Source organism: Halorubrum rutilum (genome assembly GCF_024494565.1).
On sequence record NZ_JANHDN010000001.1, the window covers coordinates 357,359 to 373,131 of the forward strand.

Here is a 15,773-nt window from a genome sequence, read left to right on the forward strand (position 1 = left end):
CGTCGCTACGCCGGACGCTCATAAGTGTTTCCCGTAAGCGCAAACGGCTCCCTGTGCCTTCTCGCCCATCAGACGTCCGGCGTCCGGAACAGGTCGGCGAGGGCGTCGCCCCCGGCGCCCTCCCCGCCGCGGTCGAGGTCGGCCGCGAGCCCGAGCGCGAGCGCCACCCGCGCCTTCGACGCGGGGAGCGGGCCGGCGAACGTCGCGCCGTGCTCCGCGAGCGTGACCGCGCCGCCGGGCGTGCCGTACACCGGCTCGGTCGGGCCCGCCGGGGGGCGTCCGGCGACGACGACGGGGGTCTCCGGGAGGACCTCGGCGGCCGCGTCGCCGATCGCCGCGGTCGCGTTCCCGAGGCCGGTCCCCTCGACCACGAGCCCGCCGACGCCCGCGTCGACCGCGCGCTCGATCGCGTCAGCGCCGACGCCCGTCCCGGAGTGGATCACGGGGACCTCGGGGACCTCGTCGGCGCCGCCGATCGCGTCGGCGAGCGGGTCGACGTCGACGCCGCGCTCGGGCGTCCGGACCAGCCGCGACCCGGCCCGGGTGAACGTCGCGACCGGGCCGGTCCCCGGCGAGGTCATCGTCGAGAGCGCGTTGCTGTGGCCCTTGATCACGTCGCGGGCGGCGTGGCACTCGTCGTCGAACGCGACGTGAACGCCCGGCGCGAACCGGTCGTCCGCGGCGGCGCGGACCGCCAGCGTCAGGTTCGCGGGCGCGTCGCTCGACGCCTCGTCCAGCCGGCGCTGCGCGCCCGTGACGACGACCGGCGCGTCGAGGTCGGTGAGCAGGTCGAGCGCGAACGCGGTGTCGGCGAGCGTGTCGGTGCCGTGGGTGACGACGACGCCGTCCGCCCCCTCGGCGACCGCCTCCCGCGCGGCCGCCGCGGTCGCGAGCACGTCGCGCCACCGCACGTCGAACCCCGGCCGCGAGCAGACCTCGCGGGCGCTCACGGTCGCGTGTCGCTCGACGCCCGGCACCGCCGCGACGAGGTCGTCGCCGGTCTTCGCCGGCGCCGCGCCGCCGTCGTCCGGCTCCGAGGCGATGGTGCCGCCGCAGGCGAGGACCGCGACGCGCGGCTTCGTCCCGCCGTCGGCCGCGGTCCGTCCCTCCCCTCGCGCTCCGCGTTCCGCCGTCGGCTTCGCGTTCGTCATACCTCCCGGTACTCCCGGAGGACCAAAGCGGTTGGTCCCGCGGCGGCACCCCGTCCGACGGGGCGGCGGGACCGTTCGGCGGCGATCCGGATCGATCTCCGACCGCGGCCGAAAAAAGATATCATCCCTCTATGAACGTTTTACTCGTCTCTGAAGGCGTTCTAAAACGTTCGTCGTCCGCCGAGAAACGTGGTGAAATCCCCCGAACCCTCTCCCGGGTATATGTGGGTCCCCGTCGTAGTGAGCGGTGTCCATGTCGATCCCCGCTCCCACGCGCCTCGCCTCCGGCCGACAGGTGGCCGGACTGATGACCGGTACCGTGAAGGCCGCCGCCTTCTGGGCCGCGATCGCCATCCCGGCCGCCTACCCCGTCCTCCTGTACTCGGGGCTCGACGGCGGCACCGGCCTGCTGTTCGTCGGCCTGCTGTTCGCGAACGCGCTGGCGCTCGCGGTCGGCCACGACTACAAGCGCTGACCGGCGCGGCGCCCGGAGCCGAGGCGCCGCCCTTCGACCGCATCGGACCGTTCGACGACGCCCTCCCGCTCGCCTTCTGCGATCGCCTTCCGCGGTCGCGGCCGTCGATACGGCGGCCGGCCTCCCGGCCGTCTCGAAGCGCTTACCCACGGGCCGACCCGACCGCCCGTATGACCGACGAGACGCACGTCGAGTGGCGCGACTGGGGCGCCGAGGCGTTCGCCGAGGCCGACGAGCGGGACTGTCCCGTGCTCCTCTCGCTGTCCGCCACCTGGTGCGAGGGCTGTCACGAGATGGACGCCGTCACGTACGCGGAGCCCCGCGTCGCCGCCAACGTCAACGAGGGGTTCGTCCCGGTCCGCGTCGACGTCGACCGGCGCCCCCGGGTGCGCGAGCGGTACAACATGGGCGGGTTCCCGACCACGGCCTTCCTCACGCCCGACGGCGAGCTGCTCACCGGCGCGGGCTACCTCGACGTCGACGGGATGCGACAGGTGCTGGAGTCTGTCCGGGGGATGTGGGCCGACAAGGGGCGGTCGGCGGGACGGGTCCCCCGCGCGCTCGACGCCGACCTCCCGCCGCGCGGCGAGCTGACCGACGCGATCGAGAGCCACCTCGCCGGACAGGTCGAGGCGAAGTACGACGCCGAGTACGCCGGCTGGGGGACGGACGCGAAGTTCCCGCTTCCCCGCACCGTCGAGTTCGCGCTCAAGCGCGACCGCGACCGCGCCCTCCGGACGCTGGACGCGGTGCGCGACCACCTCGCCGACGACGTCGCCGGCGGCTTCTTCCGGTTCGCGGGGACCCGCGACTGGGGCGACGTCGCCTACGAGAAGCCGATCGACACGAACGCGGCCGTCACGCGCGCCTTCGCGAACGCCTACCTCTACACCGGCGACGAGGCGTACCTGACGCCCGCGACCGACGCGGTCGGCTTCCTCACCGACGACCTCTGGACCGGCTACGGCGTCGGCGGGAGCCTCGGCCCGGGGCTCGGTCGCGCGTACTACGCCGCGCCCGCCGACGACCGCGCGGAGCTCGACGCGCCCCGCCGCGACCTCACCGTCTTCGCGGGCGGGAACGCGCTCGCGGCCGACGCGCTGCTCGCGGTCGCCGCCTACACCGACCGCGAGCGCGCCCGGGAGTACGCCGAGCGGATCCTCGACGGCCTCGAACGCGACCTGATCGACGCCGACTCGGGCGAGGTGACGCACTTCCGCGGGAGCGACGAGGCCGGCGAGTCGGACCTGCTCGACGACGCCGCCCGCGTCGTGAGCGCGTACGTCCGCGCCGCCGGGGTCCTCGGCGAGGGCGTCGACGTCGCCCGCGCGGTCACGGACCGAGCGATCGACCGCCTGCACGTCGACGGCTCCTTCGTGGACGGGCCGCGGTCGGGGGCGGGCCTGCTCGACCGCCCGTTCCGCCCGCTCGACGGCAACGTCGAGATGGCGACCGCGCTGCTCGACCTGGCGGCGCTGACCGGCGAGGACCGCTACCGCGAGGTCGCCCGCGAGACGGCCGAATCGTTCGCGGGGGCCACGGAGCGGCTGAGCGTGCAGGTCGCCGGCTACGGGAGCCTCGTCGGGCGGCTCCGCCGCGGCACCACCGTCGTCGCGGTCGGCGACGAGCCCGGCAGCGACCTCCACCGCGCGGCGTGGCGGGTCGCCGACCACGAGAAGGTCGTCGCGCCGAACGCCCACCTGGAGGAAGCGCCCGCGCCGCGGTCGGTCCCCGCCGGGTCGGCGGTCGTGCTCGCTGGCGACGCAGTCTCCAAGCCCGCGGAAACGCCGGACGAGTTGATGCGGCGGGTCGCCGAGACCGCGGAGTAGGACGCGGCGGTCGGCGCGTTCGACCGTATTCGGTCGGTTTCCGCGATCGGCCCGGTCCGCCGCCGCCCGGGCACGGCGGGCTTCCCACTACCTCCGCGTGTAAACGGGCGACGTGTTTATATCGGTGCCGTCTGATCGGTCCGTATGGCATCCCTTCGGGACCTGGGGCTCTCCGAGTACGAGGCGCGCGCCTACCGCGCGCTGTTGCGCACCGGACCGACGACGGCGAAGGACCTCTCGCGGGCCAGCGAGGTCCCCATGGGACGGGTGTACGACGTGCTCAACAGCTTAGAGCAGCACAGCCTCGTCCGGAGTCAGGCCGCCAGCCGGCCGAAGAAGTACGCGGCGGTCGAGCCCGACGCGGCGCTCGACCGGCTGTTAGAGGAGAAGAAGCGGGAGCTGGAGACGCGGGCGGAGCAGTACGAGGAGGTCGTCGCCGACCTCTCGACCGAGCTCGACGCGGGGGAACCGGTCGACGGCCAGTTCTGGACCGCGGCGGTCGGCGCGGAGGAGGCGACGGACCTCCTCTTGGAGCGGATCGCGGCCGCCGAGCGCCGGATGGTGGTGGTCGTCGGCGCGCCGGCGACCGGCTTCGACCTCGGCACGATCGGCGAGCAGGTCGCCGCCGAGCTGGAGTCGGCGCTCGACCGCGGCGTCGAGATCCGGGTGTTGCTGTCGCCGGAGACCGTCGACGCGCTCCCGCGGAGCGTCGGCCGGCGCTACACCGCGGAGCTGTCGGACAAGGCGGGGTTCGAGGTCCGAACCACTTCGGGCGTCGACGGGACGTTCAACGTCTTCGACGGGATCGAGGTGTGCATCGAGGTGCCGCATCCGCTCTCGGGCGACGAGCCGTTCGCGATGATCGACGTGAAGGACGCGGAGTTCGCGACGAGCGTGAGCGAGGAGTTCGAGCCGCGGTGGACGGAGGCGGAACCGCTGTCGTTCGGGTGAGATCGATCCGTTCGATATTCGCTGACACACGCTGAGCCGACCTCGGCCAGCGGAGACGCGGCAGCGAGCGACGGCGGTGACTATTTATAAACAACGACGCGGTCGGCGCGTGCCGGTGAGCGCCGCAACGCGGCGCGAGCCGCACGCGCGAGGGAGCCCGCGGCCGCCGCCGGCGGCCGCGGCGAGGCTGGGGAGGTGTGAGGCTGCGGTTGCGGTGCGGTCCGGGTGGGACTCAAAGGGGCAGCCGCGAGGACTGCGCAGGCGACGCCAAGCACCGCAACGAGGAAGCGAACAGAGTGAGCGACCGAGTGAGGAGCGCAGCGAGCGTGCGCAGTCCTCGCGGCTGGGGCTTTGGCGGTGTTCACCGGCAATCCAGTATCAATCAGTTATAAGCGAGCGGCTGGGGCTTTGGCGGTGTTCACCGGCAATCCAGTATCAATCAGTTATAAGCGAGCGGCTGGGGCTTTGGCGGTGTTCACCGGCAATCCAGTGGCGACCGCGTACAACCGAGCGGCTGGGGCTTCGGCGGCGTTCGCTACAGAGTGGGCGACTCGATCTGATCGAGCGGTTAGAGCGTTCGAGGGTCGTTCGGTGAACGGGTATCTGGCTGCGTCTAGCGCGCGTTCAGTTCGGTCCGCAGGTCGCCCATCGTGACCTCGCGCTCGGCGTGGGCGTTGTGCTGGTGGATCGACTCGTCGTTCGACTGTTTCATGCGGATCACGGCGTCGTCCGGTAGGTGGTCGAACTCCTCGATCGTCCCCTCGGCGAGCGCGCGGACGCAGTCCTCGACGAACTTCGCGTCGGCGTGGGCCTCGTAGGTCATGTGGTCCTCGTCCGGCCGCTTCGCCATGTTGTAGATCCGCGCGCTCATCGAGTCGCGGGCGACGTCGATGAGGTCGCGCAGGTCGATGTCGGGGTGGCCGTCGGTGGTCACGGTGAGCGTCGCGTGACCGCGCTGGGAGTGGCCCGGCTGCGGGACGGCGTCCAAGAACTCCTCGGTCGTCTCCTCGTCGACGCCGAGCTCGGCGAGCTTCTCGCGGGCGCGGGACTCGCTCATCCCCTGCGAGCAGGGACAGACGGTCATGCCGGTGACCTCCGCGCCGATCTCCTCGCGGGTGCCGTCCTCCGTCGCGGTCGCGCTGGCGATGATGGTCGACGTGCTCTGCGTCTCGATCCCGGACGCCGGCGTGTCCTCGCGGGTGACGAGCTCCGCGGTCATCGACACCTCGGCGGTGGTGGTGTAGTCGTGCTTCTCTAAGAGCCGCTCGGCGGCGTCCCCGCAGACGTCCTCGACGCGGTACGCCTCCTCGCGGGTGATCTCCTCTAGGATCTCGTCGATCGTCGCGAGGTTCCGCGACATGTCGATCCCCTTGCGGCCGCTCGGGAGGTCGACGAACACCTCGAACTCGGCCATGAGGACGATGGGACGGCGATCCCCCCGGGCGAGCTTGACGAGCTTCTCCACGCCGGTGACGCCGACCTGTGAGAGCCCGACCGTGACGTCGGGCGCCGACGCCTGTACGTCCGGCAGCTGATGACTCATTACGAACACGTTAGGGAACTCCCGGGATTAGCACTTTCGATAGGGGGGCTTGCATGGGGTAGTTTCGGCGCCCGCGGCGGGGGTCTCGGACCCCGCTCCTCGGCGGCGACTTCCTCGCGTCGTTCGATCGACGAACCGCCCCCGCCGGGCGCGTTCGATCCGGTGCCCGACCGGGGACCGATCCGGCGTCTGCCAGCGGACCGATCCGGAGTCCGACCCGGAGCTCGATTAGGGCCGACCCGGCGCCCGACCCGGGCATGGTACCCGATCTCGGGCGAGACCCGTAACGCACCATTTATACCTGCGGCAGCGGAACGTAGCCCAAGACCATGCCGAGTTCCAATGGGCCTCAGAAGGCGACCCGCGACAAGCTCTCGAACAAACCGCGCGACCGCGGCACGTCGCCGCCGCAGCGAGCCATTCAGGAGTTCGAGACGGGCTCGCAGGTCCACCTCAAGATCGACCCCAGCGTCCAGGAGGGTCGCTTCCACCCCCGCTTCGACGGTCGGACGGGGACCGTCGTCGGCAAGCAGGGCGCCGCGTTCAAAGTCGAGATTCCGGACGGCGGGAAGACGAAGACGCTCATCGTCCGCGCCGCCCACATGAGCGCCCAGCAGAACTGAGATGACGATCTTCAAAGAGAAGGTCGACGAGGAGTACGTCACGGTCTCCGAGGCGAAGGAGGTCCTCGTGGACATCGAGGCGGAGCGCGCCGAGGACGAGGACCGCGACCTCCGCTACGAGCTCGCCCGCGCGATCGAGCACGTCAACCGGTTCGCCCGGCTCGACGCCGACGAGTCCCGCGAGCTCGTCGAGGAGCTGACGGAGTTGGAGCAGATCGACGTCCCGACCGCCGTGAAGATCGCCGACCTGCTCCCCGAGGACCGCACCGAGCTGCGCTCGGTGTTCGCCCAGGAGCGCTACTCGCTCGACGGCGACGAGCTCGACGACGTGCTGGACATCGTCGCGAAGTACGCCTGAGACGTCGCTGAGCGGCTTTCTGTTTCGCGTTTCGTTCGATACGTCACTGACGGTTGCTCTGCAGAGTGCACCGCCAAGGCCCCAGCCGCTCACTTATAAATGGCTGCCGGTGGATCGCCGACGAACATCGCCAAAGCCCCAGCCGCGCTCGACTCCCACAGCTCGCTGCGGTCCTCGGTCGCTACGCTCCCTGCGGTCCTTGCGTCGCTGGGGTTCGTCGAGCGCGGCTGCCCCTTTGAGTCCCGCCCGACCGCTCCGCACAGCGCCTCACGCCTCCCCAGCCTCGTCGGTGGTCCTCCGCGTTGCTCCGGACCACCGACTCCCTCGCGCGTGCGGTTCGCGGCCTACCGGCCGCTCACCGGCACGCGCCACCGCGTTTTTTGATCGGTCGGCGAAACCCCGGAATCCCTTTGAACGGCGGCGACGAGGGGATCGGTATGATCGACGAGACCGTCGCCGAGATCCGGGCGATGCGGACTCACAGCACGTCGGCGGTGGCCGTGAAGGCGACGCGCGCGCTCGCGGAGCTGCTCGACCGCGAGTACGTGACCGTCGACGAGTTCGAGCGCGACCTAGAGCACAACGCGGGCGTCCTGCGGCGGTCGAACCCCTCCCACGCCGCGCTCCACAACGCGATGCGCGACGTCGAGCGCTCGATCATCGGCGAGCCCACGAGCGTCGAAGACGCGAAACAGCTCCTCGAAGACACCATCGACCGGGTCGCCGACGACATCGAGACGGCCAAGGGGGAGGCCGCCGCCAACGCGGCCGAACGCATCGAGGACGGCGAGACGCTGCTCGTCCACGACTACTCGACGACGGTGTTGGAGTCCATCGAGAACGCCGCCCGCGACGGCGCGCACCTGACCGTCTACGTCACCGAGGCGCGCCCGCGGACCCTCGGCCGGAAGACGGCGCGCGTGCTCGCCGGGATGTCCCGCGTCGACGTCCACATGGTCGTCGACAGCGCGATGGGGTACGCCCTCCGCGACTGCGACCGCGTCCTCCTCGGGATCACCTGTATTACCGGCGGCACCTACTACAACCGGATCGGGACCTTCCCCCTCGTGGTCACCGCCCGCGAGCTCGGGATCCCGGTGACCGCGGTCGGCTCGGGCGCGAAGACGATCGAGGAGTTCCGCTTCGAGAACGAGTTCCGCGACGCCGTCGAGGTGATGCGCGAGCCGGTCGAGGACGTCGAGATCGAGAATCCGAGCTACGACGCGACCCCGATCGGGATGATCGACACCGTGATCACCGACGACGGCGTCGTCGAGTAGCCGGGGAGTCGCCGGCGGTCGCCGGGCGGTGGCCGGGCGGTCGCCGGGCGGTGGCCGGGCGGTCGCCGGGCGGCAGCCGGACGGCAGCCGGACGGTGGGCGACCGCTATCGAACCCGGCGCCGACGCGGAGCCACCGCGTCGGAGCCCGAACGCGGACGTAACTGCTTTGTGTATGTACCGTGTTAACGAGCGTAATGAGCGTGTATTCGGGCTCCGCCAACGTCTTCCGGATCCGCCACGCGGACCCGGAAGCGATGAGAGAGTGTACGGGCCTCTCGTGCGAGGTCGGCGCGGCGGCGACCGAGCCGGCCGCCGTCGTCGCGGCGGTCGTCGTCGGGCTCGCGGCGTTCCTCGCGTTCGCGTACGTCCGCGAGGCGGTCGACGCCGACCAGCGCGAGCGGCGGCGCGTCCTCGCCGAGCGCGACGCGTTCGAGGAGTTCGCCGACCGCGTCTCCACGCTCGACCCGGCGCCGACCGGGTCGACCGGGCCGGGGTTCGACGGGTCGATGGCCGCGGTCCGCACGGCCGACCGCGTCGGCGGCGACGACGTCAGGCTCAGGCGGGTGCTGGCGGCGTACCGCGACACGGTGATGTCGGTCCCCCACTACAGGGAGGAGTACGACGAGACGATCCCCGAGAGCCTCGCCGCCGAGCTCGGCCCCGACACGGCGGCCGCGCTGGCGTCGAACGGCACCCTCTCCGCGGCGTCCCAGTCGGCGCTCGTCAGGCGCAGCCGGCGGGCGGCCGAGGCGCGCTCGTCGCTCGCCGACGGGATCGACGAGGAGATCGAGGCGCTGCGGGCGTTCGAGAGCGACCTCTCCCGCGTCGACTGCCGCCGGCGGCGCCTCCTCGAACACCTCGACGGCGTCTCCGGACCCGGGACCGACGCGGCGCTCGACGTCTGGGAGCGGCTCGACGAGCTCGAGGACGAGTGCGACGAGATCGCGGCGGAGCGACAGGAGACGCTCGCCGACCCGCCGATGACGCCGGACCCCGCGACCGACCCCGGCGAGGACCGCGCCTTCTACGAGTACCTGTACGAGCCGACGGACGGGCCCCGATACCCCGTGCTGGCGCAGGTGTCCGAGCTGGCGGAGCGGATCCGCGACGACCGGGACCGCGTCGCGCGGCGGCTGGCCGACGGACGGTAGCCGCCGACGCCGCGCGCCTCGTCGAGGCGCTCCGCGCCGGTCGTCGCGGGAGACGTGTTCCCGTGTGCTCCGACGAGGGGCGTCACCGACCCCAGCAGCCGTGCACTGCTACCCGCAATTTGACAAGCTTCCACTTTCCCACGAATATGTTCGTGCGGGTGCACTACATTTCGAAAACGCGGTGGCTCCTTTGTAAGGTCATAATCGGAATCTCACGCGTATGCGCCCGAACGAGCACGGAGGTGGACCGGCGTGGAACTGAGCCGACGGGAGTTCATCACGTCCGCGGCCGCGGGTGCGGTCTCGGCACTGGCGTCGAGCGGCTGGGCGGCGACGCAGTCCGTCGATCCGGTCACCGACGTCGAGAACCCGTTGCGGTCGTATCCCAACCGCGACTGGGAAGAGGTGTACCACGACATCTACGCATACGACGCGGTCGACTGGACGGTGTGTCACCCCAACTGTACCCAGTCGTGCGCGCTGAACTTCTACATGCGGAACGGGGTGCCGATCCGGGCCGAACAGATATACCACGAGGAGGAAGGGAGCCCCGGACCGGGGAGCCCGGGCGGGTACGAGGAGGCCGGCGTCAGCCGCCACTGGAACCCCCGCGGCTGCATGAAGGGGCTGACGCTCCACCGGCGCACGTTCGAACCCAGCCGGATCAAGTACCCCCTCGTCCGCAAGGGGTGGGACCCGGACGACCCCAACCCCGAGGGGCGAGGACGGGACGAGTTCGAGCGCGTCTCGTGGGACGAGGCGCTCGACCTGATCGCCGAGAAGATGGCGAGCTTAGAGGACGAGCGTCGCTTTCACGTCTTCAACGCGATCAAGGCCGACGGCCTGTTCACGCGGCACGGCTCGGCGCGTCGCCTCGCGTCGATCTTCGGCGGGAGCGAGTGGACCGAGTACGACTGGTACGCCGACCTCCCGCCGGGCCACGTCATGACGACGGGTCATCAGACCAGCGACGCCGACGCCTCGGCGTGGCGGGCCGCCGACTACACGATCATTCAGGGGAAGAACCTCATCCACAACAAGCTCGCGGACAACCACTGGCTCCAGGAGAGCCGCGAGCGCGGCGGGAAGATGGTCGGGATCTATCCCGACTACTCGCCGACGGTCCAGAAGTGCGACCGGTGGCTCCCCGTCCGGCCCGGGAGCGACCCCGCGGTCCCCCTCGCGTTCGCGCACGTCGTTATCGACGAGGGACTGTACGACGAGGAGTTCATGCGAGGGTACACTTCGCTTCCGCTGCTGGTCCGCGATGACACTGACAAGTACCTCCGGGCGCACGAGGTGTTCGACGACGTCGAGCCGCCCGAGGGCGGCGTCGAGAAGGAGCCGAGCCACCACATCGAGGGCGACTGGGGTCAGTTCGTCGCCGTCGGCGAGGACGGCGAGCCGTACGCCGTCGACCGCGAGTCGGTCGGGGCCGAGACCCCGAAGACACCGCAGCTGGAGGTCGACACCGAGATCAGCCTGGCCGACGGCAGTACGGTCTCCGTCCGGTCCGACTTCGCCCGCCAGAAGGCGAACGTGTTGGAGAACTACGCCCCCGAGACCGTCGCGGAGATTACGACGATTCCGGCGGAGAAGCTCCGGCAGACCGCCCGCGAGTTCGCCGCCGCCGACAAGGGACAGTGGTTCACCGGTGAGGGAATCAACCACTGGTTCTACGGCGCCAGCGAGGTCCAGCGCGGTATCTTCCTCGTCCAGGCGATGCTCGGGAACATCGGTCAGCGGGGGGCTGGCTACTACAACTACTCGGGCCAGTACAAGATCGAGCTCCTCGACGGCTATCCGACGTACGTCAACCCCGACGGCAACAGCGCCGAGGGGATCTACCCGGGCCACATGTTCGCGTTCTTCGGCGGTGAGACGCTCGATCCCCGCGAGGTCCGCGGGGAGTTCGAGGGCGACCTCGTCGCGCAGGACGACTTAGCGGAGCCGCTGATGCCCGAGGACGCATCCTCGTTCAACCTCCACCGGCCCGAGATCCTGTGGACGATGAACTGCAACCTCCTGAACCAGACGAAACACCAGGAGCACGTGATGGACAACTTCGTCACGCACCCCGACACGGCGAACGAGCTGTTCGTCGTCTCGGACATGCACATGACGTACTCGGCGGAGTACGCCGACATCGTCCTCCCGGTCCCCTCCTGGCTGGAGTGCGACTACCCCGACGTCACGGTCGGGCCGGAGAACCCGTTCGTCCAGATGGACAGCGGGGTGATGGACCCGATCTACGACACGATGCAAGACGGGGAAATCGTCGCGCGCGTCGCCGAGAAGCTCGACGAGAAAATCCCGCCCGCGGAGCGCAACGTCGACTCCTACCGCTCGTACTTCGCGGAGTTCCTCGACGATGACGGCGACGTCACCGAGTACATTCAGGAGGCGTTCGACGCGGGGACCACGACCAAAGACATCGACGTCGAGGACCTCCGCGACGGGCCCGAGCGGCTCCAGCTGAAGACGTATCCCCGGATCCCGTTCTACTCGCAGGTCAACGAGGACCGCCCCTTCTACACGAAGACCGGGCGGATGGAGTTCCACAAGGAGGAGGACCGGCTCATCGACCTCGGCCGCGACGACATCCACCACTTCGAGAGCGTCGAGGGGACGCCGTACGACCCCGGCGAGAAGTAGGACGCGGCGAAGACCGGCAGCAACGACCTCTACGAAGACGGTAAACGGTTCCACTACAACACCCCGCACCCGAAGTACCGCACCCACTCCTCGTGGGGGATGACCGACTGGAACCTCATCTGGTCGTCGCGCGACTTCGGTTCCACCAACGCCGACCCCGCGGGCACCGAGCGGCTGGTCGACGACTTCTCGTTCCCGACCGGCGACGGCGAGACGAACGACGCCCCGCCGCTCGGCGAGCCGTTCGTGGAGATGCACCCGACCGACGCCGAGGAGATCGGGATCGAGACCGGCGACTACGTCCGGATCTCGGGCGAGCGCGGGTCGATGGTGGTCCGCGCGATGGTCAGCGAGCGCCAGCGCCCGACCGACGCCGGCGACGTGGGGCAGCTCACCATCTGGCACGGGTGGTGGGACCAGCAGTTCCCCGAGGACGAGAAGAACCCGGACAAGGAGGCGCACGGTTACAACGTGGCCACGAACATCTGGCTCGATCCGCTGCTGGAGTCCGACGGGATGGTCCACAAGCCGACCTTCGGCGACCCGAACGTCTCCGAGCTCGTCGACGAGGACGTCGCCTGGCACGACGCCGGCTTCGCGCAGGGGTACGAGGAGGCGGTCTGGGCCCCTACCGGCGTCGAGCGCGACACGCTCGTCGAGGTCGAAAAGTACGAGGAGGCGGACTGGCGGCCGGGCGACGCCCGGCAGGACGATCTGGTGACCGACTACATCGACGGCAGCCTACAGACGACGAGCAGTGCGGGCGGAGGTGACGACTGATGCCACGGACCTACAATCCGCAGCTCGGCCGTGAGCAGAGCTATCCCTACGAGAAGCGCGAGGAGGAGCGCGACTGGCACTGGGGGATGGTGATCAACACGAACCGGTGTATCAACTGCAACACGTGCTCGTTCGCCTGCAAGTCCACGTGGACCAGCGGCGAGGGCGAGGAGTACATGTGGTGGATGAACGTCGAGACCGAGCCGTACGGCGGCTACCCGATGGGGTGGGACATGCGGCTGCTCGACGACCTCGGCGCGGACCGGACGATATTCGAGGCCGCCGAGGAGGGCGAGCAGGTCCGCGGGTACGTCGCCGAGAAGGAGGACTGGGAGTACCCGGCGCTCGGCGACGACCAGTCCCACGGAGAGTACCCCGCCGGCGACGTGGTGGAGTCGGATCCCCACGAGGAGGAGTACCACGACATGTGGCAGTTCTACCTCCCGCGGCTCTGTAACCACTGCAAGAACCCGGCCTGCCTCGCGGCCTGTCCGCGGAAGGCGATCTACAAGCGCGAGGAGGACGGCATCGTCCTGCTCGATCAGGAGCGGTGCCGCGGCTACCGTCGATGCGTGAAAGCGTGCCCGTATCACAAGCCGATGTACAACCCGGAGACGGGCATCTCCGAGAAGCCCGTCGGCTGTTTCCCGCGCATCGAGGACGGCAACGTCCCGCGGTGCGTCTCCTCGTGTATCGGGAAGACCCGCCTGCACGGCAACATCAACCGCGGCCCCGACGCCGGACGCCCGAACGGCGTCTCCTCGGCCGCGGCGGGACGCTCGCCGATCAACTACCTCGTCAAGTCCGACGAGAAGGTCGCGCTTCCGCTGTACCCGCAGTTCGGCACTCAGCCGCAGGTGTTCTACATGCCGCCGTTCCACGTCCCGCCGGAGTTCCTCACGCAGATGTTCACGCCGAACGTCGAGGAGAAGCGGAACGACTGGCCCGGCTCCACGTACGAGGAGTCGGTGAAGATCATCCAGCGGCGGGCCCGCGATCCGAGCCACCACGTGCTCGGCATCCTCCAGCTGTTCGGCGCGACCACCCGTCTCATCGAGACGTACACCGTCAAGGAGAACCGCGTGAAGGGGTGGGACCGCAAGGGAAAGAAGGTGGTCGACATGCCCATCGAGGAGCCGATGGAAGTGCGCGAGGGCGAGCAGTGGACGAATCAGCCCTGAGGTGATCCAAGTGACTGAACACACCGACGCGACGACCGACGACGCGGACGACGGCTCGCATCCCGTCGACGCTCCCGGCCGTCACGGATCGCGGGCGGCGCTGTACGCCGCCGCCGCCGGCGCGTTCTGTTACCCGGAGCCGGAGCGGGTGGCAGCGCTGACCGCGGACGACGCGATCGAAAGCCTCCGGACGGCGGCGGCGACCGTCGACTGCGCCGCGGCCGGAGACGCGCTCGCCGACGCGCTCTCGGACCCGGCGCTCGACGACGAGACCCTCGCGGACGGGTACGACGCCCTGTTCGGGCTCCCGGGCGACGAGGGCGAGTACCCGGTCGTGCCGTACGAGGCGAACTACACCGTCAGAGACGACATCGGCGCCAGACAGCGTCGGATCGCGACGGTATCCGGCCTCCTAGAGCAGTTCGACCTCGCTCGCGCCGATTCGTTCCACGAGCGGCGCGACCACGTCGCCGTCGAGCTCGAGCTCCTGCAGGTGCTGGCGGCGCGGCGCGCGCTCGCCGCCGAGGAGGGCGACCGCGAGCGGGCGGAGCAGCTCGCGCTCGCGGAGGCGACCGTGTTGGACCGGCACCTCGCTGACTTCATCCCGGCGCTCGCCCACGAGCTCGGCGGAGCCGTTGAGCGGGAGGCGGGTCCGGACCCGGCGGCGGACGTGTACGTGGCCGCGGCCGACCTGGCGACCGCGCTCGTCGAGCGCGACCGGGCGGCCCATCCGGAACCGCCGGAACCCGAAACCGGAGGTGAGCCGGCGTGAGCGGCGACCGAATCCGCGCCGCGGTCGGAGTCGCGACCGACCGCTTCGACTCCTCCGCCGTGGCGCAGGCAGCGGTCGTGACCGTCGCGGTCGTCGCGCTCCTGATCGGGGTGCAAGCGGCGGTCAGCGCCGCCGCGGTCAGCGGGAGCCAGCCCGTCGAAAACGTCGGCGGCGGCGTCCCCTCGTCGCCGGGCGCCGACGCGTGGGCGGACGCGGAGCGCCGGACGGTCAACCTCGACCCCCAACGGATGGCGATTCCGCGTGGGGGCGGCTCCGTCGACGAGGTCGACGTGGAGGCGGTGACGAACGAGTCGCACGTCGCCTTCAGGCTGACCTGGGAAGACGAAACGCGAGACGCGAGCCTCGGAGCGCCGAACAGCTACAGCGACGCCGCCGCGGTGATGCTCCGCCGCGGCGAGGAGCCGCCGATCACGATGGGCGCGGCCGGCGAACCGGTCAACATCTGGTATTGGCGTGCGAGCTGGCAGTCGGCCGACGATGCCGACGGCACGGGAGACATGTACGCGTACCCGCAGGACGACGAGACGACGACGCCCGGGCTCGCGGCGGATAACCCCCTCTCGAAGGAGCGGTACACGCGCTACGCACAGAACTACTACGCCGAGGGGTTCGGCTCGCTGACCCACGCGGAGACGCAGCCGGTATCGGCACAGGGTCGCTACACCGGCGGCTTCTGGCAGGTGACGTTCGTTCGCGAGCGAACTACCGACGGCGAGTACGACGCGGACCTGACCGCCGGCGAACCGGTCCATCTCGCGTTCGCGGTCTGGAACGGGAGCGCCGACGAGGTCAACGGTGCGAAGTCGCTGACGTATCGGTACAGCCAGCTAGAGGGGGACGCGCTGTCCGTCCCCGGCGACGGCTCCGGGTCCGACGGCGGGTCCGAAACGGACGGCGGTAGCGGTTCGGTTTCGTCGTTCGTTTCGGCGGTCGGCGGGGGCACCATCGCCGCCGCCGTCACCTTCCTCGTCGCGTACGCCATGATCAAGCGGAAGTCCTAGC

At 70.3% G+C, this 15,773-nt stretch carries 14 protein-coding genes; 12 read left to right on the top strand and 2 right to left on the bottom strand.

Translation table 11 applies throughout. From position 1 onward, the window contains the following. Positions 1–68 precede the first annotated feature (68 nt). A complete protein-coding gene (locus NO900_RS01950; RefSeq protein WP_256407526.1) occupies positions 69–1,151 on the bottom strand; it encodes an asparaginase in 1,083 nt (360 codons plus the stop codon). A gap of 253 nt (positions 1,152–1,404) precedes the next feature. Between NO900_RS01950 and NO900_RS01955 the strand changes: the two genes are divergently transcribed. The 3 genes from NO900_RS01955 (at position 1,405) to NO900_RS01965 (ending at position 4,406) form a co-directional block, all read left to right on the top strand. Next, positions 1,405–1,626 carry a DUF8028 family protein gene (locus tag NO900_RS01955; RefSeq protein WP_256407527.1) on the top strand — a complete coding sequence of 74 codons (222 nt, stop codon included), beginning with the start codon at positions 1,405–1,407 and terminating at the stop codon, positions 1,624–1,626. 170 nt (positions 1,627–1,796) lie between these two features. Continuing rightward, on the top strand, positions 1,797–3,455 hold the full coding sequence (locus tag NO900_RS01960) for a DUF255 domain-containing protein (protein WP_256407528.1): 1,659 nt from the start codon (positions 1,797–1,799) through the stop codon (positions 3,453–3,455). Between the two features lie 144 nt (positions 3,456–3,599). Next, the gene (locus tag NO900_RS01965; RefSeq protein WP_256407529.1) at positions 3,600–4,406 is read left to right on the top strand and encodes a TrmB family transcriptional regulator; all 807 of its coding nucleotides are present in this window, start codon (positions 3,600–3,602) and stop codon (positions 4,404–4,406) included. A 613-nt stretch (positions 4,407–5,019) separates the two neighbouring features. On the opposite strand, the gene mptA is transcribed toward NO900_RS01965, so the two are convergent. Next, positions 5,020–5,949: a GTP cyclohydrolase MptA gene (gene mptA / locus NO900_RS01970; RefSeq protein ID WP_256407530.1), complete on the bottom strand. Its 930-nt coding sequence runs from the start codon at positions 5,947–5,949 to the stop codon at positions 5,020–5,022. 329 nt (positions 5,950–6,278) lie between these two features. On the opposite strand from mptA, the gene NO900_RS01975 reads away from it, so the two are divergent. The 9 genes from NO900_RS01975 to NO900_RS02015 all read left to right on the top strand — a co-directional run bounded on the left by NO900_RS01975 (position 6,279) and on the right by NO900_RS02015 (position 15,772). Then, positions 6,279–6,572, top strand: coding sequence for a 50S ribosomal protein L21e (locus NO900_RS01975; RefSeq protein WP_256407531.1), 294 nt, complete (start codon positions 6,279–6,281; stop codon positions 6,570–6,572). 1 nt (position 6,573) lies between these two features. After that, positions 6,574–6,930 carry an RNA polymerase Rpb4 family protein gene (locus NO900_RS01980; protein WP_256407532.1) on the top strand — a complete coding sequence of 119 codons (357 nt, stop codon included), beginning with the start codon at positions 6,574–6,576 and terminating at the stop codon, positions 6,928–6,930. Positions 6,931–7,367: 437 nt separating this feature from the next. Continuing rightward, positions 7,368–8,210, top strand: coding sequence for an eIF2B alpha/beta/delta subunit family protein (locus tag NO900_RS01985; protein WP_256407533.1), 843 nt, complete (start codon positions 7,368–7,370; stop codon positions 8,208–8,210). A gap of 195 nt (positions 8,211–8,405) precedes the next feature. Further along, positions 8,406–9,362, top strand: coding sequence for a DUF7260 family protein (locus NO900_RS01990; protein ID WP_256407534.1), 957 nt, complete (start codon positions 8,406–8,408; stop codon positions 9,360–9,362). A 252-nt stretch (positions 9,363–9,614) separates the two neighbouring features. Continuing rightward, entirely contained in the window at positions 9,615–12,017 is a 2,403-nt protein-coding gene (locus NO900_RS01995) for a molybdopterin-dependent oxidoreductase (protein WP_256407535.1), read from the top strand. A 99-nt stretch (positions 12,018–12,116) separates the two neighbouring features. Continuing rightward, positions 12,117–12,797, top strand: a complete 681-nt coding sequence (locus NO900_RS02000; RefSeq protein WP_256407536.1) for a molybdopterin dinucleotide binding domain-containing protein — start codon at positions 12,117–12,119, stop codon at positions 12,795–12,797. Then, the gene (locus NO900_RS02005; protein ID WP_256407537.1) at positions 12,797–13,978 is read left to right on the top strand and encodes a 4Fe-4S dicluster domain-containing protein; all 1,182 of its coding nucleotides are present in this window, start codon (positions 12,797–12,799) and stop codon (positions 13,976–13,978) included. Before NO900_RS02000 ends, NO900_RS02005 begins: the two co-directional genes overlap by 1 nt. 10 nt (positions 13,979–13,988) lie before the next feature. Continuing rightward, on the top strand, positions 13,989–14,750 hold the full coding sequence (locus NO900_RS02010) for a molecular chaperone TorD family protein (RefSeq protein WP_256407538.1): 762 nt from the start codon (positions 13,989–13,991) through the stop codon (positions 14,748–14,750). Beyond that, positions 14,747–15,772: an ethylbenzene dehydrogenase-related protein gene (locus tag NO900_RS02015; RefSeq protein WP_256407539.1), complete on the top strand. Its 1,026-nt coding sequence runs from the start codon at positions 14,747–14,749 to the stop codon at positions 15,770–15,772. Before NO900_RS02010 ends, NO900_RS02015 begins: the two co-directional genes overlap by 4 nt. The last annotated feature ends 1 nt before the right edge of the window (position 15,773 follow it).

Coding starts and splice junctions, on each gene's coding strand:
- NO900_RS01950 (WP_256407526.1), bottom strand. CDS start 1,151: ATGACGAACGCGAAGCCGACGGCGGAACGCGGAGCGCGAGGGGAGGGA.
- NO900_RS01955 (WP_256407527.1), top strand. CDS start 1,405: ATGTCGATCCCCGCTCCCACGCGCCTCGCCTCCGGCCGACAGGTGGCC.
- NO900_RS01960 (WP_256407528.1), top strand. CDS start 1,797: ATGACCGACGAGACGCACGTCGAGTGGCGCGACTGGGGCGCCGAGGCG.
- NO900_RS01965 (WP_256407529.1), top strand. CDS start 3,600: ATGGCATCCCTTCGGGACCTGGGGCTCTCCGAGTACGAGGCGCGCGCC.
- mptA (WP_256407530.1), bottom strand. CDS start 5,949: ATGAGTCATCAGCTGCCGGACGTACAGGCGTCGGCGCCCGACGTCACG.
- NO900_RS01975 (WP_256407531.1), top strand. CDS start 6,279: ATGCCGAGTTCCAATGGGCCTCAGAAGGCGACCCGCGACAAGCTCTCG.
- NO900_RS01980 (WP_256407532.1), top strand. CDS start 6,574: ATGACGATCTTCAAAGAGAAGGTCGACGAGGAGTACGTCACGGTCTCC.
- NO900_RS01985 (WP_256407533.1), top strand. CDS start 7,368: ATGATCGACGAGACCGTCGCCGAGATCCGGGCGATGCGGACTCACAGC.
- NO900_RS01990 (WP_256407534.1), top strand. CDS start 8,406: ATGAGCGTGTATTCGGGCTCCGCCAACGTCTTCCGGATCCGCCACGCG.
- NO900_RS02000 (WP_256407536.1), top strand. CDS start 12,117: ATGACCGACTGGAACCTCATCTGGTCGTCGCGCGACTTCGGTTCCACC.
- NO900_RS02005 (WP_256407537.1), top strand. CDS start 12,797: ATGCCACGGACCTACAATCCGCAGCTCGGCCGTGAGCAGAGCTATCCC.